At 37.9% G+C, this 22125-nt stretch carries 17 protein-coding genes and 3 pseudogenes; 11 read left to right on the top strand and 9 right to left on the bottom strand.

What is annotated here, in order from left to right:
* Position 1: 1 nt before the first annotated feature.
* From trmD to plsY, 5 genes and pseudogenes are all read left to right on the top strand, one after another.
* Positions 2-691: a tRNA (guanosine(37)-N1)-methyltransferase TrmD gene (gene trmD / locus IPO27_12050; protein MBK8847225.1), complete on the top strand. Its 690-nt coding sequence runs from the start codon at positions 2-4 to the stop codon at positions 689-691.
* 296 nt (positions 692-987) lie between these two features.
* Positions 988-2957 (top strand): annotated as a pseudogene (gene gyrB, locus IPO27_12045) (DNA topoisomerase (ATP-hydrolyzing) subunit B).
* 691 nt (positions 2958-3648) lie between these two features.
* Positions 3649-3924, top strand: coding sequence for a metal-dependent hydrolase (locus IPO27_12040; GenBank protein MBK8847224.1), 276 nt, complete (start codon positions 3649-3651; stop codon positions 3922-3924).
* Positions 3925-3957: 33 nt separating this feature from the next.
* Positions 3958-4239: a hypothetical protein gene (locus tag IPO27_12035; protein MBK8847223.1), complete on the top strand. Its 282-nt coding sequence runs from the start codon at positions 3958-3960 to the stop codon at positions 4237-4239.
* A 765-nt stretch (positions 4240-5004) separates the two neighbouring features.
* Positions 5005-5652 carry a glycerol-3-phosphate 1-O-acyltransferase PlsY gene (gene plsY, locus IPO27_12030; GenBank protein MBK8847222.1) on the top strand — a complete coding sequence of 216 codons (648 nt, stop codon included), beginning with the start codon at positions 5005-5007 and terminating at the stop codon, positions 5650-5652.
* 53 nt (positions 5653-5705) lie between these two features.
* On the opposite strand, the gene IPO27_12025 is transcribed toward plsY, so the two are convergent.
* From IPO27_12025 to IPO27_12000, 6 genes and pseudogenes are all read right to left on the bottom strand, one after another.
* A complete protein-coding gene (locus tag IPO27_12025) occupies positions 5706-7319 on the bottom strand; it encodes a hypothetical protein (protein ID MBK8847221.1) in 1614 nt (537 codons plus the stop codon).
* A 272-nt stretch (positions 7320-7591) separates the two neighbouring features.
* Positions 7592-8962, bottom strand: a complete 1371-nt coding sequence (locus tag IPO27_12020; protein ID MBK8847220.1) for a T9SS type A sorting domain-containing protein — start codon at positions 8960-8962, stop codon at positions 7592-7594.
* Positions 8963-9097: 135 nt separating this feature from the next.
* A pseudogene (locus IPO27_12015) lies at positions 9098-10428 on the bottom strand (MFS transporter).
* Positions 10429-10436: 8 nt separating this feature from the next.
* Complete coding sequence (locus tag IPO27_12010; GenBank protein ID MBK8847219.1) at positions 10437-10895, bottom strand: META domain-containing protein; 459 nt, start codon at positions 10893-10895, stop codon at positions 10437-10439.
* Positions 10889-12025 (bottom strand): glycosyltransferase, encoded by a 1137-nt coding sequence (locus IPO27_12005; GenBank protein MBK8847218.1) that lies wholly within the window; start codon positions 12023-12025, stop codon positions 10889-10891. The genes IPO27_12010 and IPO27_12005 overlap by 7 nt, the downstream gene beginning before the upstream one ends.
* Before the next feature lie 88 nt (positions 12026-12113).
* On the bottom strand, positions 12114-13076 hold the full coding sequence (locus tag IPO27_12000; GenBank protein MBK8847217.1) for a lytic transglycosylase domain-containing protein: 963 nt from the start codon (positions 13074-13076) through the stop codon (positions 12114-12116).
* Between the two features lie 78 nt (positions 13077-13154).
* Here IPO27_12000 and IPO27_11995 point away from each other — a divergent pair, with 78 nt between their 5' ends.
* Entirely contained in the window at positions 13155-14096 is a 942-nt protein-coding gene (locus IPO27_11995) for an exopolyphosphatase (GenBank protein MBK8847216.1), read from the top strand.
* 10 nt (positions 14097-14106) lie between these two features.
* Here IPO27_11995 and xerD read toward each other — a convergent pair.
* Positions 14107-15016: pseudogene (xerD, locus tag IPO27_11990) on the bottom strand (site-specific tyrosine recombinase XerD).
* 107 nt (positions 15017-15123) lie between these two features.
* Here xerD and aroQ point away from each other — a divergent pair.
* Entirely contained in the window at positions 15124-15549 is a 426-nt protein-coding gene (gene aroQ / locus IPO27_11985; GenBank protein ID MBK8847215.1) for a type II 3-dehydroquinate dehydratase, read from the top strand.
* Here the strand turns inward: aroQ and IPO27_11980 are convergent.
* Positions 15539-16267, bottom strand: coding sequence for an alpha/beta fold hydrolase (locus IPO27_11980; protein MBK8847214.1), 729 nt, complete (start codon positions 16265-16267; stop codon positions 15539-15541). The two genes, aroQ and IPO27_11980, sit on opposite strands and share 11 nt — an antisense overlap.
* A 320-nt stretch (positions 16268-16587) precedes the next feature.
* Here IPO27_11980 and IPO27_11975 point away from each other — a divergent pair, with 320 nt between their 5' ends.
* Together IPO27_11975 and IPO27_11970 are read left to right on the top strand one after the other, a co-directional pair.
* Positions 16588-17391, top strand: a complete 804-nt coding sequence (locus IPO27_11975; GenBank protein MBK8847213.1) for a PD40 domain-containing protein — start codon at positions 16588-16590, stop codon at positions 17389-17391.
* A 14-nt stretch (positions 17392-17405) separates the two neighbouring features.
* Positions 17406-19157: a T9SS type A sorting domain-containing protein gene (locus IPO27_11970; protein MBK8847212.1), complete on the top strand. Its 1752-nt coding sequence runs from the start codon at positions 17406-17408 to the stop codon at positions 19155-19157.
* Between the two features lie 10 nt (positions 19158-19167).
* Here IPO27_11970 and IPO27_11965 read toward each other — a convergent pair whose 3' ends face one another.
* Positions 19168-19962, bottom strand: a complete 795-nt coding sequence (locus IPO27_11965; protein MBK8847211.1) for a hypothetical protein — start codon at positions 19960-19962, stop codon at positions 19168-19170.
* Positions 19963-20008: 46 nt separating this feature from the next.
* On the opposite strand from IPO27_11965, the gene IPO27_11960 reads away from it, so the two are divergent.
* Complete coding sequence (locus tag IPO27_11960) at positions 20009-20416, top strand: OsmC family protein (protein ID MBK8847210.1); 408 nt, start codon at positions 20009-20011, stop codon at positions 20414-20416.
* A gap of 7 nt (positions 20417-20423) precedes the next feature.
* Entirely contained in the window at positions 20424-22124 is a 1701-nt protein-coding gene (locus IPO27_11955; GenBank protein ID MBK8847209.1) for a tetratricopeptide repeat protein, read from the top strand.
* Position 22125: the final 1 nt, after the last annotated feature.

The raw sequence follows: 22125 nt of genomic DNA, 5'->3' as shown, positions 1-22125 counted from the left end.
AATGCGCATAGATGTAATTACCGTTCTGCCTGAACTATTGCAGGGTCCATTCGATCATAGTATATTAAAACGTGGACGCGAGCGTGGATTAATTGAAGTTAATCTGGTTCATTTGCGTGAATATGCAGTACACAAGCATCGCACCCTTGATGATTATGCCTATGGTGGTGGGGCCGGAATGGTGATGCAATGCGAGCCCATTGTAAATTGCCTGCAACATCTTAAAAGTCAGCGAACCTATGATGAGGTCATATACCTAAGCCCCGATGGTGAGCTTTTTAATCAAGCTATTGCTAATCAATTATCGCTTTTGGGCAACGTGATTTTACTTTGTGGCCATTACAAAGGGATTGATGAACGTGTGCGGCAACATTTTATTACTCGCGAAGTATCGATAGGTGACTACGTATTATCGGGTGGAGAATTGGCAGCAGGAGTCATGGTTGATGCCATATTTAGATTAATACCCGGTGTAATGAACGATGAAACAAGTGCCTTGTCTGATTCATTTCAGGATGGGTTATTGGCGCCCCCCGTGTACACAAGACCTGCTGATTATAACGGTTATCGTGTTCCCGATGTGTTATTATCAGGAAATGAAAAGCTAATAAACGACTGGAAACACGAACAAAGTTTAGAACGGACTAAAGCACGAAGACCTGATTTATATCGTAAGTGGAATAAAGAATAGTGAGTAAGTTAATGCCAACTTTTTTATACTCGGTTTGGTATAAAAAAATCTACAAAATGGATATGTATTTTAATCAAAAATTGCAACAAAAATTTTCTATTATTTTTCAAAAAATTGTGAATAAAATTTAACCAAAAAAAATGCATTTGGTTAACCTCAAATACCTTTTAAATCTGTATATTTGAGCGATATTCAAGATTTTAGAAATAATCAGTCAATCAAATGATTTTTTTGCTGTAAAAGCGAATTTCCCCCATTAGTTTAGCATAATAGTCTAAGTAAAGAATAAAATAAATATGGAATTGAACGAAGAATTAGCTGTAGAGCAACCAAAAGCAAATTATGGTGCCGACAGTATTCAGGTACTCGAAGGATTAGAGGCCGTGCGCAAGCGACCCGCTATGTACATTGGTGACATCGGTGTAAAAGGATTGCATCACCTCGTATATGAGGTAGTTGATAACAGCATTGATGAAGCACTTGCCGGATATTGCAAAAATATTCTGGTGCACATTAATGAGAATAACAGCATTACTGTGCAGGATGATGGTCGTGGTATACCAACCGATATGCACCAAAAAGAAAAAAAATCGGCACTCGAAGTGGTAATGACCGTGTTGCATGCCGGTGGTAAGTTTGATAAAGATTCATATAAAGTTTCAGGCGGTTTGCATGGGGTGGGTGTATCTTGTGTAAATGCTTTGTCTAGTTTGTTGCGTGCCGAAGTTCATCGTCAGGGAAAAATATACATGCAGGAGTATCATCGTGGCAAGCCACAAGCTGATGTTGCTGTAATAGGCGAGACCAACCGCACTGGCACTACTGTTACGTTTCAACCCGATCATGAAATTTTTATAACCACCACGTATATATATGATACGCTTGCAGCGCGTATGCGCGAGCTATCGTACCTTAATAAAGGCATACGTATTACATTAACCGATCTTCGCGAAAAGGACGATAATGGCAATGTTCGCACCGAAGAATTTTATAGTGAACGTGGCCTTGTAGAGTTTGTAGAGTATCTGGATGCCAACCGCGAAAAATTGATTGACATACCTATCTATATTGAAAACCTAAAAGGCCAATTCCTGTGGAAATGGCAATGCAATACAATACCTCATTTACTGAGAACCTGCATTCGTATGTTAACAACATTAATACACACGAAGGTGGAACACACTTAGCCGGTTTTCGCAGAGCCTTAACACGTACCTTAAAATCATATGCTGATAAATCAGGATTACTCGAAAAATTGAAATTAGAAATTACCGGTGATGATTTTCGCGAAGGGCTAACAGCAGTAATATCAGTAAAAGTGCAAGAACCGCAGTTTGAAGGTCAAACCAAAACCAAACTTGGAAACAATGAAGCCATAGGAGCCGTAGATCAGGCGGTGGGTGAGGCCCTTAATGCATTTTTAGAAGAACATCCGCGCGATGCAAAAAACATAGTTAATAAAGTAATACTTGCTGCCCAGGCTCGATATGCCGCACGCAGAGCGCGCGAACTTGTTCAACGTAAAACTGTGCTTACAGGTGGAGGACTACCAGGCAAACTGAGCGATTGCAGTGATAGCGACCCGGGCCGATGCGAAATATTTTTAGTTGAGGGTGATAGTGCGGGTGGCACTGCCAAGCAAGGTCGTAACCGAAATTACCAAGCTATACTTCCACTGCGTGGAAAAATATTGAATGTGGAAAAGGCCATGCAACATCGAATTTTTGATAACGAAGAAATACGTAATATTTTTACCGCACTTGGTGTTACTATTGGCACTGCCGAAGATAGCAAAGCACTTAATCTTGAAAAGTTGCGCTATCATAAAGTAGTAATCATGACCGATGCCGATGTGGATGGAAGTCATATCAGCACATTAATCTTGACTTTCTTTTTCCGTTATATGAAGGAGTTAATTGAACAGGGGCATTGCTATATTGCTTCTCCACCATTATATCTTGTGAAAAAAGGGAAAGAAGAAGAATATTGCTGGAACGAAGAACAAAGGCAGCTTGCAGTAAAACGCATAGCCGGTAATGGTAACGAAAGCAATGTAAACGTACAGCGATACAAGGGATTGGGAGAAATGAATGCGGAGCAACTTTGGACAACAACCATGAATCCGGATGCACGTACATTAAAACAGGTAACCATTGAAAGCGCTGCAGAAGCAGATCACATTTTCAGTATGCTAATGGGTGATGATGTACCGCCTCGCAGAGAATTTATTGAGAAGAATGCTAAGTATGCAAAAATTGACGCATAATTTTTTCATAAGGAAACATATTGAAACGGGGCTTTAGCCCCGTTTTCTTTTTCATTCAAAAAAGAAAATAATCAATTGTATTGATAGAAAAATCTAAGTGGGCATTATTTTTTTTTGTGGGTTACACATTTAATAACTTGCCACATAGCTTGCGCTTTTATTTTTTTCTTTTTATTTTGCATCTACTTCCCGTTTCGCTTTTTCAGCTAGATTAAAAATAGCATAGCTCCTTAGGAGCGAATGCTTTATAGAATAAATCCATATCGTTGTTCTTTAGTTCCCAAGGCATGACAATGTTTTCATAGTAACTGAATTCAGTTCTTTTACCAATTCTAATTATAAAATAGTCCAGACTATTTTATAATTTTAGAATGGATAATGCCGATATAGTTTGAAAATAGTACAATCGAATGAAATGAAGATTGGACTATATTAAAAACATAATCGGTATTGAATTAATTTGATAGAATCTATTTGGTGCTAAAATTCTCAAGCAATTATCAAGGGCAAGTTGCTCATTGATGGTGTTGAAAATCAGTATAAAGTTGGTTGTATCAAGCAATTTGATTCTTGCCTTTTTTGATAAATTTTAAGTCTGAAAAGTCATCTGTAGTTTTTTTGTTTAAATCTATCAATAAACTAAACCTAGCATTGTCTGCTTTATTTCTAACATTGCGCCTTGATTTAAATTATGGATTCATTAACTCAAATTGTACTCGGAGCTGGGGTGGGCGAACTTGTTATGGGTCGCAAAATTGAAAACAAAACCATTCTAATGGGTGCTATTGCCGGAATGGTTCCCGATCTTGATGTCATAATTACTTCAAAAATTGACGACCCTATTGCCAATTTAGAAATTCACCGAGGGTATTCGCATGCTTTATTCACACATGTTTTTTTGGCTATCCCATTTGCATATCTATGTTTTATAATATTTAAAGAAAAGAACAGTTTTATAAGTTTTTAATGGCTGTGGTTTTTAGGTTTTGTTACTCACGCAATGCTTGATGGCTTAACAACCTATAGCACGCAGCTATTTTTACCTTTTTCTAATTTCCTTTTTGGACTAAATAATATTTCAATTATTGACCCACCCTATACATTGCCCTTCATGGGTTTGATAATCTGGGCCATGTTTTATAAAAAAGAAAACCCAAAGAGATCTAAAATTGCTTTATGGAGTTTCTATGTGTCGACTGCTTATATGCTGTTGACTTTTGGATTTAAGTATATAGCGCATCATAACTTTGAGGCAAATTTAAAGTCACGAAATAAACTATGATCATTTATCAACCACGCCTACATTGTTTAATTCTATTTTATGGACTGGGATAGCAGTATCAGATAGTGCTGTTAATATTTCTGAGTATTCCATTTTTCAGCGGAAGAAAGAAATTGTCTTTAGTAAATACGATAGAAATCTCAAAGAAATGAAGGGGTTTGAGTGCAAAGAATTAAATACATTGAAATGGTTTGCACAAGACAAATATATCGTTACCAGACAATCAGAAGATTCTTTATTCTTTTTTGTAGTAAAATGAGGAAAAGCTGATTTTACAAAAACAGAATCTAAAGAAAGTTTTATGTTTTATACTATTTTGGTTAAAGATGGAGATGAAGTAAAAGCAGATATGTTTGAGCCAAATTTTGAAAAGGGAAAGTTTAATGACTTGATGTTAATGTTGTGGAACAGAATGTGGGAGTGATAGGAATTGATATTCTCAATTTGTTGAGTCTTTTTATTATAACCTATCATTAATCTATTCACATTCTTTCAACCTGTTCAGAGTCAAATGATTTTGAGTAAAAGGGAAATTGATATTTATTTTTCCCAGGGGCCCCCGGCATTGAAAAGCTATTGCTTCAAGCATAAACACTTGCAAATTATATGGTTGGTCGTTTAAATCACTTTCAGTTCAAAAATCACAACGGTGCTTTTATCATTACTTCTGTACAAAAAAATGAACCCGTATATCGGTCTAATGATACTATAATTGAAGGTTAATTTTGGCCGTTTCACCTTTAAACTTTCTATATATTTGCCCTGATGCTAAACACTATCAATATCATAGCTTGTATTGTAGCATACCTGTTGGGTGCTATTCCTTCGGCTGTATGGGTAGGCAAATTGTTTTACAATATTGATGTACGCGAATATGGCAGTGGCAATGCCGGTGCTACAAATACTTTTCGAGTATTAGGCCACACCGCAGGTATTCCGGTTTTGTTAATGGACATTGGCAAAGGATATCTTGCTGTGCAGCTTGCTACTATAATCGGCAATTATTTACCGGGCACGCAGCAGTTTGTAAACTTCAAACTCGCCTTGGGTATTTGCGCCTTACTTGGACATATATTCCCTGTTTATGTTGGATTTCGCGGTGGCAAGGGTGTGGCAACTATGCTTGGCATACTTGCAGGGGTTAATCCCAGGGCCGCCTTAATCTGCGCATGTATATTTATTGTTGTATGGATTATTACCAATTACATTTCGTTAGCCTCCATTCTGGCCGGTTTTGCTTTTCCATTCATTGTTATGTTATTATTCAAAGAATCCATTGTGACCATGAACATTTTTGCCATGGCTGCTGCCATCATAATAATGATTACGCATCAAAAAAATATTGAACGACTGATTCGGGGTACGGAGTCAAAAATTTATCCTTTCAAAAAGCCGACTAAACCTAAGGAATAAAAAAAGGCCATCAATAATTGATGGCCTGGTATTTTTTATTATCCAATAATATCTTATTGCTTTTTCTTTTCACGATTGGCATTATCTTTTGTAATGCGATCCATCAATTCAAGCGCTTCTTTATTCTCAGCATCTATAGCAAGAGCCTTGGTCAAAAATTCTTTAGCTTGGGCATTGTCGTCTTTTAAGATATTGTATTTGCCTTTGAACAAATACGCTTCAACCATTTCTTTTTTAGAAGCCTTAGATGGATCCGGAGAGATGATTTCTATATATTTTTCAAACATAGGGTTGGCTTCGTCAATATTGTTTTCTTTTTTGTACAACAAGGCACGGGCGCTCCAAAAATATCCTACACTTGAAGCAGGCTTAATTTCAATCACTTTTTTAAAGCAGGAGTCTGCAGTTTCAAACTGATCATTAAAGTAGAATGATTTGCCTAACTGGAAATAATCAACTGCCGATTGAGAACCAGCACAGGTCATTTTCTTTTGGTAAGCACCTTGTGCCACCTCATATCGCTTAAGGCGCATATTAACATCGCCCAAGTCATTATACAAATCGCACTCGGTGGTATCCATGGCAATTGCTTTTTGAATATTAAGTTCGGCAAGGCTGTCTTGTTTATTTTCCATCAATGCTTTTCCATAATATTTATAATCGAGGAAGATAATTTTGGCAGGATCTGTTTTGGCAAAAAACTTTTCCATGGCAGCCACGGCCTCAGGCCAGGCTTTCTTTTCACATAAGGTGTATCCCTCCAAACGGTTAAGCGTATTGTTGGTAGAATCTATTTGCTTTAACTGATTAAACACCGCAATTCCATTGTCATAATCTTTAGACTGATACAACATATATGCATACCGTGTCAGGTTTTCTACGGTAGTATCAGCTGCTGCAAGATATTTTTGATACGTATCTCTGGCCTGTGTATATTTCTTAAACAGATAATACATTTCGGCCATATCGCGATATGCAGCTACGTAGGTAGGGTCTTCGTTTATACATGCTTCAAATGCATTAATGGCTGTTTCCATATTACGCGATTCAGTCCACAATATACCAAGGCGGTGATTTCCTTTTACTTTAGAATTTAATTCAACAGCTTTCTCATACGCGGTAGCTGCTGTGCCTCCACCGTTTACATCACGTTTAGATGCATCGCCATATAACAAATATAAGTCGCTGGCTGCTTTATCTCCTATTATTCCTTTTTGTAAGTATTCTACTGCTGTTTTATATTCAGGCATTGGGCTATTTAAATATGCATCTCCAATCAACTGATATACTAATGGGCCTTTACCTTTTGTTATGGTAACTGCATTGTCAAAATTTGCTTTAGCTTCAACGGGATTTTTAGCAAATAGTGCCTCACGACCTAAAGCAATTTTTGTAATTGGATTTTCAGGTTGCAAACTGTTTAGTTTGTTAGCCATTATAGATGCACTATCTATTTTACCAGTTTTGTAATAAGCACTACCCAAATAGTAATATGCTTGTGCTGATGTGATTGCATCGCTGTTTAACAATCGCATAAAAGTGCTCTTTGCTAGGTTAAATTGGTCATTCTCAAGAGCGTGTAAGCCTTCGGCTAATGTGGGGTTTTGAGCCTGTGCCGAATGCAACAGGCCAAACATACATACCAGAATGGTTAAATTCTTTTTCATATTATTCTTTCTTTTTTTCTTTTTACAATTTTATTTCCAATTTAGTCCATGGTAGTGAAGCCATCATGAACCGTTTATTTTTTGGGAGGCGCAAAATTATAAATACTATTTAATAATAAAACCTATTAGTTATTAGGTTCATACCTATAATGGATTCCATAAACGCCTGTTTTGTTTTAGTACAATTATTACAATTGGCTGACAGATCTTTTACCCCAAAAAAAGAGGCTGCCCCTTTTGAGACAGCCTCTTCCTTTACTTTATTAAAAAGCTTATTTTTCAATCGTTATTTGCTTGGTTTCAACTTTGCCATTGTTTGAAATCTGCACCATGTAATTGCCTTTTACTAAGTTGATATCGTTAACCGAAATTACATTCATCCCGCTATTAACCTGTATCTTTTGTTCACTTACTTTATTTCCTGTCAATGTGTAAACCGAAATAGTAACCTGTCCGGCATTTTTAGTGTTGTACACTACATTAAAGTTGCCACTTGATGGGTTTGGATAAATATCATTGAAATTCGCATTGCTGTTTTCTGATATTCCAATTGGATTGCTTCCAACAAACAATTGAATGGTATGATCAGTAATAAATTTGTAAATACTGTGATACTGTGCTACACGTAAAGCTAATACATATGGTTTAACGCGTGCTTCGTTGGTAGTAGGTGTCCAACTTAACGCTGCGCTGGCAGTTGTAAATCCATTTGTATAGGCACCCACAAGCGGATTAGAAAGTATCATTGCTTCGCCAACACCGGATATTTCAAGGTAACGATTGTCTATGTCACTAGCTGTCATGGTAAATGTAAAACCAGTACCTGGAGTAATATAAAACTGCTTTCCTGAATATGGGAATGAATTAGATGTTGTTGAAATATTTGGCGGAGGTGCTAAGGTTGGTATAACCAAAATCTGATAATCTCTGCGTGTAGTTCCTATTTCAACTCCTGCACGGTATTCCTTTACTAACACAGAAACCACAAAATTACCAACCGTATTAGGCATAAAAGAAATTTCGCCATTTGTTTGATTCATGGTAAAAGGCATGCTTGTGTCAGAAGGTGGCAATGTGAATCCTACAACTTGAAGTCCACCCATTGATAATGGAATATCCAACGTCCAATAAAGCGAATCGCCATCAGCATCAAAAGGCAGGGGATTATAGATGTATGGTTGCATTAACTGAGCAATCGGAATGGGAGGGTTTAAGAATACCGGAGATGAGTTAGAACTATCAGCCCATAACTCATTAGTTAAATAAAAGGACTCTCCACAAGGATTGGTTAGATTTAAAATGGCGCAATTGCGACAACAATCTTCCCAGATAATGGTATAATCTCCCGATGATGGAAATGTAATTGTATCTAAAAATACATACTCTTCAACACCATTTCCAAAATTAGACATACCGGCCTGTGGCACTGTATTAGTGCCAATAGGGTTACTTAAGTTATCGTAATAATTCAAGATTTGCACAGGTGACATAGGGATACCGTTAGTATCACGATACACCGTAAGTGTGATGGCATATGTTAATCCACCAATGTTTTGCGAGGTAATTTGACCCCCCATAAGATGTGTGGCATTTGTTTGCACAATCAAACCGAAAGCACAAATTACTAGAAGAAGTTTTTTCATAGGATTTAAAGTTTTTTAAGAGTACACGAATGTAAGTATAATATGAACTCCTCCAACTTTTAGCTGAAAATTTCTTTTTTGGAAGAAAAACTATAAAATGTAAACAACCCGAAAAGAAAATGAATAGTAAGATGGTTACAAAGAGACTGTTTCAGCTTTCTTTATACGGAAGCAGCATAAAGCAGCCAACAGCAACAAGGCGCCTCCTATCATTACAGCTGCAATCCGATCATTATGAAGTACATTTTTCATAAAATACCCAAAAAATAAAGATGCAAGTATTTCAGGAATAACGATAAAGAAATTAAAAATACCCATGTAAAGTCCCATTTTTTCGGCAGGGATTATACCACCCAACATGGTGTAAGGCATACTTAAGATGGAGGCCCACGCGATTCCTACGCAACCCATTAGCAGATAGAGCATGGAAGGATTATCGATTAAATGAATACTTAACAGCGCAATTCCACCAATAGAAAGGCATAGGGCGTGTGTATTGCGTGCCGATATTTTACTTACAATAAATGGCAGGCAAAAGGAGAACAAGAACGTGATGAGGTTTTCTATGCTATAGGTTTTTCCGGCAAGCTCGTTGCCTAAGGCATAGTTGGGGTCATCAGTTCCTGTTGAATTGAATATATCATTGGCTACAGCTGGGCTGTAATAAAACCACATTAGAAATAAGCCTGGCCAGGTAAGAAATTGCACAAGTGCAATTCGTTTCATTTGTTCAGGCATGTGTATAATGCACGAAATTATTTCTGACACTCCTGCACTAATTCCTTTTTTACTTTCGCTCAAAGCTGATTTATTAGATGCTGCGACAGGTGGATACTCTTTACTTGTAATAACAGTATATAAAACTGCCGCAAAAATACAGCACCACCAATGTAAAAGGTGAATTCAAGATTTTGCGGAATTTTTCCATTTACTTTTTCACGAGAAAAATTAAAAACATCAACTAATAAGGTTGGAATGTATCCGGCAATAAATGAGCCCAGGCCAATAAACATGCTCTGCATGGCATACCCGGTGCTGCGTTGCTTATCATTTAGTTTGTCAGCAACAAATGCACGAAAAGGCTCCATACTGATATTGATACTGCTATCTAGTATCCACAAACTTCCCGCTGCCATCCATACCGCTGACGATTGAGGCATAACGAAAAGCATAATTGAACTGAGTATTGCCCCAATTAAAAAGTAAGGCCTTCTGCGCCCAAGAGTTGGATGCCATGTGCGATCGCTAAGATAACCTACTATGGGCTGTACAATTAATCCGGTCATTGGCGCGGCAAGCCATAATCCTGGAATTGCATCGGGAGCAGCGCCCAGGTATTCATAAATAACACTCATGTTATTCATTTGCAATGCCCAGCCAAACTGTATGCCTAGAAAACCAAAGCACATATTCCATATGCTCAAAAGGTTGATATTAGGCTTTGAGACGCTCAAGGTGTTTTGCATAGGCTCTGTTATTTTTTTATTTTCTGCAATAATACCAGCACTTTTTGATCGCTGCCAAGTAATTGACAGGTTGTTTCGGTAGCAGTATATGTTTTAGCTTCGCGTAGCGCTTGCAATAATGCATATTCTGCATCCATTAGTCCGGCACAAAACATTTCGGTACTCGAAATCTTATCAAAGGTTAGTGAATTTTTGTCAAGAAGATAATCGCCAAGAATGTTGTTGCATCCGCTTGTGCCCGAAAAATTTTTTCCATCTTTATGAAAAATCAAAATCGGTATTTTTCGAGGTTCCAGTTTGGAGAAATCAACAGTATCGGCTCTTAAAATCATCCAATTCAAATCTTCAATTGCCGCTTGCGGCAATGATGTAACCGGCTTATTAATGGTTGCATTTTGTTTAGACATATTACATTGGCTAACAAATATGGCTGCACACCATAGCAGAAGCATCTGAATTTTTACCATCGCGTATTTTTATAAAAACGCGAACGTATGTAAATAATCGGGCTTATAAAAATAAAAATCACATCAAAAAGAGGAAGCATCCATGCAAGGTTTTGTTCTTTTAATTTATAAAGACTAGCAGTGATAATTGACCAGCGTAACAATAAATATCCCGCAAGGCAGCAGGCTATAACAAGTGGTTGCAATTTTAATACGATAAGAATGGGCGCCATCAATAGTATAAGTGCCTGGGTTACATGGTAGATACTTATTAACCGCTGATCGCGGGCTTTATAATGTCTGGCAACACTCACGTGTCTTGTTTTTTGTTGAATCCAGCTTGCCCATGTTTTTTTTGGAACCGAGTAGGTAAATGATTCTTCATTTATGGCAACACTTGTATTGTTGTGCGTAGCTGCTTGGTTTACAAAAAGGTCATCATCGCCCGAGAGTAAATGTTGATGCGATGCAAAACCTTTGTTTTCAAAAAAGATGGTTTTGGTATATCCCAGATTTCGTCCAACGCCCATAAAAGCCTTGCCCGCTATAGCGCGCGACAGATAAAGGATGGCATTATGTGCAGTATCAAAACGTATGATGCTATTAAGAAATCCGCCTTCGTTTTTATAGGGTGCGTAGCCTATTATTAGTTGCGAATGTGATTGATAATTGCGCATCAAATTTTGTAACCATGTATTTCCGGATGGCTCGCAATCGGCATCGGTAAATATAAGATGTTCATGACTTGCACCTTTGATGCCAAGCGTTAAAGCAAACTTTTTTCCTGTTTTGTATTTTTCCTGCTCTTTAATGGTCACAATTTTTAAATTCGAAAACTGGGCTTCTATGCTTTGCAAGTACTCTCCGGTGCCATCCCACGAGCCATCATTAACCACAATAACCTGATAGTCGGGATAATCTTGTTTTAAAAAATAAGGAAGAAAACTTTTTAAGTTTTGCAATTCGTTTTTTGCGCAGATAATGATACTTACCGGAAGAAAAACTTTTGCATCGGTTGGGCGATAGCCAAGTAATTTTGTAAAAACCAGTAATAAATAGTAAAGCTGTATGATAATTAAAATGGAAATTAGTAAAATAGGTCCCCAAATAATAATTATATCAAAATAAGGAAGTTGCTTTATCGAATTCATAAGGTGTATTGAAGTGTGCAAATGTAATCCTTATGACTGCCAAGTATTTCGTTTTTTGAATTAAATATTAACAACAAAATAGCAGCGTTTACTTTAGTGAATCAGCTTTAAAAAAGGAATCGTTATACATTCTGAAGGTTTTGGCTTCTTTTAAAATCTTTACCTGATATACTTTTTTTTCAACGTTAGTAAGCGAATTGTTTCGCAACCAGGGATTTAATAATTTTAACTTTTTGTAATTTACTCCCTGATTAATTGCAAATTGAGCCAAATCGGTTATGCTACTATCTACTGTAATCATTTGAAAAGTGTAGGGATCATATAAGTCATAAGGTTGCAAATTGTAGCCCATTTGGCGTTGATTTTCGTAAATGTATTTTATAGCAGCAATGCGAAACAAGTAGCGCGAAGTTTCTTCGTTAAGCAGCAAGTCATCATAGTTAGTTACTTTTTGCGTAGTTAATGCTTTTTGCACACCATCAACTCCCATATTATAAGATGCAGCGGCCAGCATCCACGAACCGAAGGTTTGTTTTGATTGTTTAAGGTAATTGCATGCAGCCATGGTTGCTTTTTCAAGATGATAGCGCTCATCTACTTCAGTATTAATAGTGAGATTATACTCACGGGCAGCAGCAGGCATAAATTGCCAAAACCCTGCTGCACCACTTGGCGAAACAGCATTCGATAAATTACTTTCTGCCACAGCAAGGTATTTAAAATCATCGGGCAGGCTATTTTCTTTTAATATTGGTTCAATTACCGGAAACCAGCGATGTATTTTTTTTAATGTAATAAGGGTTTGCGATTGCCAATAGGTATTTACCATTACTTCACGGTCAAATCGCTCTGCAACTTCAGCATCTTTGAAATTAAATTTTTCACCGGCAAATGAAAAATTTTCAGGCAGATGCAATGCATGAACATGATAGTTTTTACGAAAGTCAGATTCTTGTTTTATTGCATCTTCGTTGGTGAAATTAAAAAACAAGCAGCCGGCTATAAATATATTAATGGCCAGGAGCGATGATAAAATTTTATTTTTTAGCATTGTTCAAAATATCGATGGGTAAATATCATTAAAAAGAAGTTTAATAAAAATATTCACCGTAATTACTTTCATTGCACCATGCAAAACATGGATAATAAGCTGGCAGTTATTGATTGTGGTACTAACACCTTTAACTTGATTATTGCTTGCAAGAGCGGCAGTTCGTTTAACGTACTGTTTGAAGAAAAACGTGCAGTTAAGCTTGGCGAGGGAGGAATTGCTGCTGGCTTTATAAGCAATGAAGCTATCGCGCGTGCCATAGCTGTTTTGGTTTATTCTAAAGAAAGGGCAAACGAGTATGCATGCACCGCCATACATGCCATTGGTACAGCTGCTTTGCGATCAGCAAAAAACTCAAGTGAGGTAATCAGCCAAATCGAAATAGCAACCGGCATTCATATTGATTTAATTGATGGAGCAATTGAAGCCGAATGGATTCACAAGGGTGTGTTGCTCGACCAGTTTTATCGCGATAGGCATATTATGATTATGGATATAGGAGGTGGAAGTACGGAGTTTATCATTTCACAAAGCAATACGATTGAGTGGAAGCAGAGTTTTGCTCTTGGGGCAGCTTTGTTGTTGGATAAGTTTAAGCCAGAATCAAAAATAAACAACGAGCAAATTTTAGAGCTTAATCAATATCTTGAATCATTATTAATTCCACTTTTCGAAAATTTGAATAAATATAAACCGAACATATTGGTTGGCAGTGCAGGCTCGTTCGAAACATTTGCAAGCATGATTGAATACAGTAAAGGTGTTACAGATAGCAGTGATAGTGCTATGCGCTATCGGTTTGATACAGGCGAGTTAAACCGTTTGCATGAACAATTAGTAAACAGCACCCTGGAGCAACGTTTAGCCATGCAAGGCTTATGGGCACCACGTGCCGATATGATTGTACTTGCCTCTGTTTTATTTAATTATGTAAGAAACAATTATTTTTTCAACGAATATTACATGACCCATTATTCGCTGCGCGAAGGTATACTGTCTATGTTATTTCAGCTTAAGTAAAGGTAACAAATCAGTTGGCGCCTCCGGCTCTGGGGTGATAGCGCATCAGATTTTCGCGCAGGTAGTCGCGTGTAAGGTGCGTATAAATTTCTGTGGTGGTAATACTTTCGTGTCCCAGCATTTCCTGAACAGCACGCAGATCGGCACCTCCTTCAACCAGGTGCGTTGCAAACGAATGTCTAAATGAGTGTGGCGAAATTTGCTTTCGCAAATTTATTTTTTGTGCCAGCGATTTAATAATCATAAATATCATTTCGCGGGTCAACTTGTTGCCACGCCTGTTGAGAAACAAAATATCTTCGGCTTCTTTTTTTACCGCAAGATGATTGCGGTAATGCAGCTTATAATTTTCTATCTGCTTAAGAGCGGTCTTGCCTATGGTTACCAAGCGTTCTTTATTTCCCTTTCCTATAATTTAAAAAACCTACAGACTCAGCAATATTGCTTATACGCAGATTAACTAATTCGCTCACGCGTAACCCACTACTATATAGTGTTTCGAGCATTGCTTTGTTTCGCTCGCCTTCGGGTTTGCTCAAGTCAATGGCATTTATGATGGCATCTATTTCTTCTACGCTCAATACGTCAGGTAATTTGCGCCCAAGTTTTGGACCTTCGAGCATCTCGGTTGGGTCTTGTCGAATACCTCCTTCAAGTATCAGGTATTTATAAAATGATTTTATTCCCGAAATAATGCGAGCCTGTGTGCGAGCGCTTACGCCAAGTTCGCTTACCCAAGTAATAAATTCGGCAAGTTGCACTGAGGTTACATCGTTAGGTTGTGTTTGCAGTTCTTTATATTCTAAAAAATGAAATAACTTTATTACATCATCCTTATATCCTTCTATGGTATTTGAGCTTAAACTTTTTTCAAGTTTAAGCCACGATTCAAACCCCTTAATATGACTGTTCCAGTTCATTGCAACAAAGTTAGCTTTATGGCCACGTACTTACATGCAATGCAGCCGCTATTATGCACAAAGAGATGTTGATGAAGGTATTTGTATATTTGCTGCAAATACATAGTATGAGTAAGCGGATACTTATTATTAATGGCCCCAACTTAAATTTAGTAGGTACAAGGCAACCTGAAATTTATGGCAACCTATCCATGGATACATTCATTAAAGAGTTGAGAGAAAAAAATAAGCCACATGAAATAGCCTATTATCAAAGCAACATCGAAGGTGAGTTGATAAACAAAATTCAGCTTTGCTCAACTAATTACCATGGCCTTGTTATTAATGCCGGTGCATATACACATACCTCCATTGCTATTGGCGATGCGCTTGCATCAGCAGGCTTACCTTGCATCGAAGTTCACATTTCCAATATTGCCGCGCGCGAATCATTCCGCCATACATCTTTTCTCACACCACATTGTAAGGGCTTAATTATGGGTTTTGGTTTGGCAGGATATCAAATGGCAGTTCATTTTTTGATTAGTCAATAGCGGGGTTCAACTTTTCTCTTAGAAAATTTAAAAAGAAATCTTTGTCAATGCTTTCTAAAGGGTGCTGCATGCCGGGTATCGTTAGGTAGGATGTAGTTGCAATTACATGGCTTATTTTTTGGGACTCCTGCTCAGTAACAAACTTGTCGCGCTCGCCATGCGTTATATAGATTGGTATAGTATTGTTTGTAGCATTTGAGATACTTGCAATTTGCAAATCTTGCATTTGAATTAAAAATTTTTGTGCCCGTGCGAGCATTTCCTTTGCGTTTGCATTGGTATGTATTGCATTCCAATGTTGAATAAGTTTTGGCGCTTTTAATTGAATTGACTCATATCCAAGTTTTTTAAGCTCTACTTCAACAACTTCACAAGGCCATTCCCATTTGGTATTGATAGTAATGACAAATGCAGGAAAAATGATCTTTTGTAAAAGCGCATAAGCTGCCACATATCCTCCAAGCGAATAACCAATTATATGGTAGTCTTTCAAATTGTTATGGTCAATAAAATTAGCAAGTTGAGTTGCAAAATTTGTTATGCTCCATTCGGGAATATATTTTGTTTCACCGTGACCATCAAAATTGAAGCTAAAGAATTGAAACTCACTTTTTAAGGGTAGGGCAAGAAAATCAAATTCATTTTTTGTACCGAGTAATCCATGGCAATAAATAATGCATGGTAGCTCAAACCCTTGTGCAATTTGTGGTGTAGACATTATTCGATGTTAGTTAATGTTGATAAGTTTTTCACCCAAATTTAAAATTCAAAATTGGTAAAACAACAAGGACTATAAAAAAATATATTTTTTTTTGAGCCTCGAAAGTCCTTTAATATCCTTCACCATATTTATTGGAATAATTTAAGCGAATTTGAAAACAACAGATTCGAAATTTTGTTGACTAAATCTAAATGAATTAATTAATAATGCAAATCAAAATCAGAGCAGTTCAAATAACGAACGATTTCTCAAACCTTTTTTTGGTAATTTCAACAATTGCCATCTTTTTCTTTTTCAATGAGTTTAAACAAAACCAGTTGGCGCCAATAAGTTTTGATGAAGAAGAATTAGTTAGTCAATCAAAGCTATTGCCAAGTCCGGTGAATTACGATGTGGTATTTGCAAGTCGCAAAATTCGTAAGCTCGGAGCCGATAATCTAGACTCCATGCCAAGCATGCCGGGGGTAGGTTCGCACAGCCGTTTTAGGGCCAGCAATCCGGGTAGCTTAATTATTTATAGAAAGAATGGAACCCTTAAAACACTCATAAATGGATCGAGTCCAACGCTCGCATCCCTCAACTTAATAGATGTAAATGCCCCGGATGTTAGTTACGATGGTACCAAGATAGTTTTTGCAGGGCTTTCAAAAGCACCACAAGGGCAAATACGCGATACCATGCCTAATAAAGTGCAGGGGGCATGGCGCATATATGTTATCAATGTAAATGGAACAGGCCTTACACAACTTACCAATGATAATTTGGTAATAAATAGTGCTCAATTTAATCCGCAGGGATATTCGTATAATAATTTTAGTTTATACGATGATATAGATCCAATATGGTTACCTGATGGAAGAATATGTTTCTCTTCTACAAGGCACCCAAGCAATGGTGAGTATTTTGCATCGCGCACCACAAATCTTTTTGTGATGAATGCAAATGGTACCAACCTACACCGCATTACCAGCGAACGTAATGGTGCCGAGCGCCCGGTAGTGGATCCGCAAACCGGCCGTATCGTATATTCACGTTGGTGGCGTACGGGACGTTTCCCGCTTAACGATACTACGACACTTGCCAATCAGGCGGGCGATGGATTTATCAGAAAAAAGGACTAAGTTCTAATCAGGCCGTGCAAACAAATGGTGCTTATTTTTTAAATTTTAATGGATGGGTAACCGGAGTAATTAATCCGGATGGAACTGACCTTACCGGTTTTCATGGTGGAATAGGCGACAATCAACAATACATGATGTATGGGGCTTCGTTTACACCAACTTTTGATCCTGTTATTAATTATTTTCCTGAAAATATATTGTTGCACGAAGGTGGTTTTGGCGGCATCATAAAGCATCCGCGTGGGTTAGGCAAGGGTACACATCTTGCAGGATACACTATTTATAAAGACAGTCTACTCAACTATCCTTCAAATACACCAGAAGAATATCGGCACTATTATTCGAAAGTTGGATATGCTTGCGACCCCGATGTTTTGCCCGATGGAAAAATTATTTTTAGCTGGGCACCTAACTATAAACAAGATTATGGAGTTTATGTAATGAATGCCGATGGCACCAACCGCAAATTGATATATAACACCGGAGGGGCGCAGTTGCGCGCCAAAGCAATTCGGTCACGCCCTGTTCCTCCCAAAATTGCAGATAAAGTTACAAGCTACCCAAGTATGTACCCACCATTAGAAAGTGCGCCTTATAATATTGATGGCAACTTTACATTTAATTGCCTCAACGTATACACTAATGGTAACGTAGATGAGGAAATCACAACCGGGGTACCATTTGGCGATGCAGGTAGTATTAAGTTTTTTATTAATCATCAGCGAACACGAAAAAATTCGAACCCTGAGCAAGATTTTCCAATTCAGCTTGCGGAGGTTACGATACCGGCTTCAGGAAAAATAGTTAAAACCAACTTACCTGCCGACCAACCACTGTTTGAACAACTACGTACCCCATCCAGCAAAGGATACGTTGTGCCATCAACCGGTGCTCCTTATCCTAATTCAACAGCTCACGTAGCAGGAATGAATTACGGAAGGCCAGGAGAAACGGTTACTTGTGTAGGTTGTCACAGAGGGCATAGCATGTTGCCAATTCCTTCGGCTGCCGATGCACCTTATACCAATATTGCACCTGGTGCAGCAGTAACAGTTAGCAACACAGCAAACGCGTATTTTATTAATTTTATTAATGATCGTAAAGCACAGAAGGCTTTTGCCGAAGGCGATTATTGGATTACTCAGCTTAACCTGATTACAAGCGAATGGGTAAGGTTTGGCTACGACATCCCTGCCAAAATAAGAAGTGTTAGAATATTTAATATCCCTGCAGGTGGAGTAGGAAATTCTTCTTTACAAATTACTAAGGTTCAGGTTAGAGTGTATGCTAATAAAAATGCTACCGGCTCGTATACACAAGTTATTTTCAATCAGGTTATTTCTCCTAATGGTACCAATTTATTGATGGGCAATAATGCCATCGGAAAATGTGTAGAGGTTAAAATATTAGCAATTAGCGGTACTTATAATGGTTTTCCACGCACAGGCTTGGCAGAAATTGAAGTAATAGGAAGTGGCGATCTTTCAGCACCGCGCCAGGCAGAGGTAGATCAACCAATATCTATGCAGGTATTCCCAAATCCTGTTAAGGATTTTGTAACTGTTACAGTAAACGAGGCTGAGCCAAACACTTCTTGTATTATTTTCAATAGCAAAGGCGAAGTAGTGTTGTCAAAAATAATGAATGGTGAGCAGTCGATAAACGAAAATATAGATATGCGTGAGTTTGCCAATGGAATCTACTTTATTCAAATTGCTTCGGCATCGGGTAAGACAGTAACCAAGATTGTAAAAACAGGATTTTAATAAACGCTCTTTACCATTGCTTACCAAGCATGAAAGTAAGGTAGAACGAAACGTATGCCCTTTGCGCAGGGTTATAAGCCATGATAGGCACTTTCTTAATAAACAAATTGGTCATCACACCTAATTCTAATTCGCGAATAGCATCATCATAGTTGCCCCACTCAAAGGTAGCACCACATTTGGCATATATGCCCGGATAAAATTTCAATTTAGTAGCACCATAACTAAAGCTGGCTTTTCCTATTATATCATTTAATACTACTTCTCCGGGTTTGTATTGCTTTACTACCACATCTTCGCTTTCAGTAGTTTGATTATTGTACACCACCAAATAAATAGGTTTGGCAAAACCAAAAGCCAGCCCACCTGAATAATGTAGTTTCATTGCTACCCCACTTTGTTCAGCTTTTTGAAATAGAATGCGTTGTTCACCAACACCGGCATCAAGTACATATAACGAATTTAATTTTCCATAAACGAAGGCTTTGGCTTGCGGAAAATCAATATTTTGAAGTTTAACTTCTTTTGGGTGCTTTATGGTGGCATAGCTAAAGTCGAGAAGTTGGGTGCGTGTTGCTGTTTTATGTATTCCTCTTCGATAGTTCAATCCCCAACCCGCAGTATGTATGGTTATTCCGTACGTTTTTTCATGATAAGTTAGTACCGGTTTTTGCTCTTCGAAACGTAAGTCAATAGAATGTGGAGCTTGTTGCGCCATCAATTGGCCGCAAACCAAGAGTAAAAAAAATAGTGACTGGTTACTTTTTAACATGCTGATGGCAAAAATAACATTATTAACGTACATAATTTATCTGATGTATATATTTACAAAATTATTGCAGTAGAAATCTATGACTATCAAAACAGTATACGAGGGCGAATTGCGCACCAAGGCAATGCATCTTAAGTCGGGCGAAATAATTATTACCGATGCACCACCTGACAATCATGGTAAGGGCGAAGCCTTTTCGCCAACCGATTTGCTTTGCGCATCATTGGGTAGTTGCATGCTTACTATTGCTGGCATTGCAGCCCGTACCCATGGCTTTAATATAGACAATACACAACTTAACATAACCAAGATAATGGCAAACGATCCGCGCAGAGTTGCCGAAGTCATTTGTGAGTTTCGCTTTCCTCACAATCAGTATAGCTTGAAGGAGAAATTAATAATTGAACGGAGCATACATAGCTGTCCGGTGAGCAAAAGCTTGCATGCTGACTTGAAGCAAACCGTTATCATACATTTTACAGAATAGTGTTTTAATGAAGAAGGAAATAAAGAAAGTGCAGAAACCCAAGGTTGCTGCAACTACTGCTAAAAATTCAGCATCATCGGTTACCTGGCTATTAGGCATATTATTGGTGTGCACTTTTATTGCTTTTATGCCTTCGCTCAAAAATGAACTGACCAATTGGGACGACCCTACCTATATTAATGATAATCCGCTCATACGTGAATTAAGTGCAGAAAATATCAAGACCATTTTTTCGAAACCCTATTTTGCAAACTATCAACCACTTCATATTCTATCGTATGCAATTGAATATAGTATGTTTGGCCTTAGCCCAAAGGGATACCATTTGGTTAGTATGCTCATGCACTTGATTGCTGTGGTTTTGGTTTTTTATTTTATTAAAAAACTTAACATACACGATTATGTAGCACTTGCCGTAGCTGCAGCTTTTGCTTTGTCGCCCATGCGCACCGAGTCAGTATGCTGGGCCAGTGAACGCAAAGATCTGCTATATGCAATTTTCTTTTTTGCAGCGTGTATATCGTATATCAATTATTTAAATGCCGGAAGCATAGCCAGGCAATACCTGCTAACCTGCATATTCTTTTTATTAGCAGTAATGAGCAAAGCAATGGCAGTATCATTTGTGCCGATAATGGTTTTGCTTGACATTTACTACACGCGCAAGCCCGATATTAAGATGATTCTAGACAAAGTTTTTTTTGTTGCACTTTCCATTGTTTTTGGTTTGATATCGGTACAGGCCTCTGCCAGCGAAGGTAGCATTGATACTACCAATAAATACAGTTTTGTTGATCGTATATTTTTTGCCTCGCACAACTTAATGATGTACGCTGTTAAAAGTATTATTCCCTTTATGCAATCTAGCTTTTATCCTTATCCTGTAAAAGATGAAGGAGGTATTGCCGCATACTATTACATAGCAGCTTTGTTCCCGGTGGTGTTGGCGTTTTTGTTTTTTTATTTTTATAAAAAGGAAAAACTAATTTCTTTCAGCATTGGCTTCTTTGTAGCTACCTTGGCTTTGGTGTTGATGTTAATACCGGTAGGGCCTACCATATTCAGCGAGCGATACACCTACATTTCATCTGTTGCTGTTTATCTGGTGCTCTTTTATTTGCTGCATAAGTATTTATCAAAACAACTATTTGTTGCAACCACCATGTTGGCTGCAATAGTATTTGCGGTGCTTACCTACAATCGTTGTGCAGTTTGGAAAGATAGTATTACACTATGGACAGATGCTACGCAAAAATATCCAACAGCAGGACTTGCGCTAAATAATCTGGGCGATGCTTGCTACAAGTTGGGCATGATTGAAGAGGCCGAAAAGCATTTTACTTCTTCAATTAATGCAAATGGAGAATATGCGCAGGCATGGTTTAACCGCGGTAATTGTCGTGGACAGCTTAACCGCATACAAGATGCATACACTGATTTGAACCGTTCTATTGCATTAAAGAAAGATTATGCAGAGGCCTACAACAAGCGTGGACAGGCATTGAGCATTATGGGCAAACCACAAGAGGCGCTAAAGGACTATACCAAGTCGCTTGAACTAAAACCAAACAATCCGGAGGTGTACTATAACCTAAGCTTATATTGGCATGGGCAACAAAATACTGCCGAAGCATGCCGGTATTTAAGAATGAGTCTGGAGCTACACTATACGCAGGCACAAAAATTATTCGATGACTTATGCAGGTAAA

The sequence above is a fragment of the Bacteroidota bacterium genome (genome assembly GCA_016714535.1).
Classification (GTDB): Bacteria; Bacteroidota; Bacteroidia; order AKYH767-A; family OLB10; genus JADKFV01.
The sequence above is the reverse complement of the archived record's forward strand: the minus strand, read 5'-3'. Positions and strand labels throughout refer to the sequence as shown.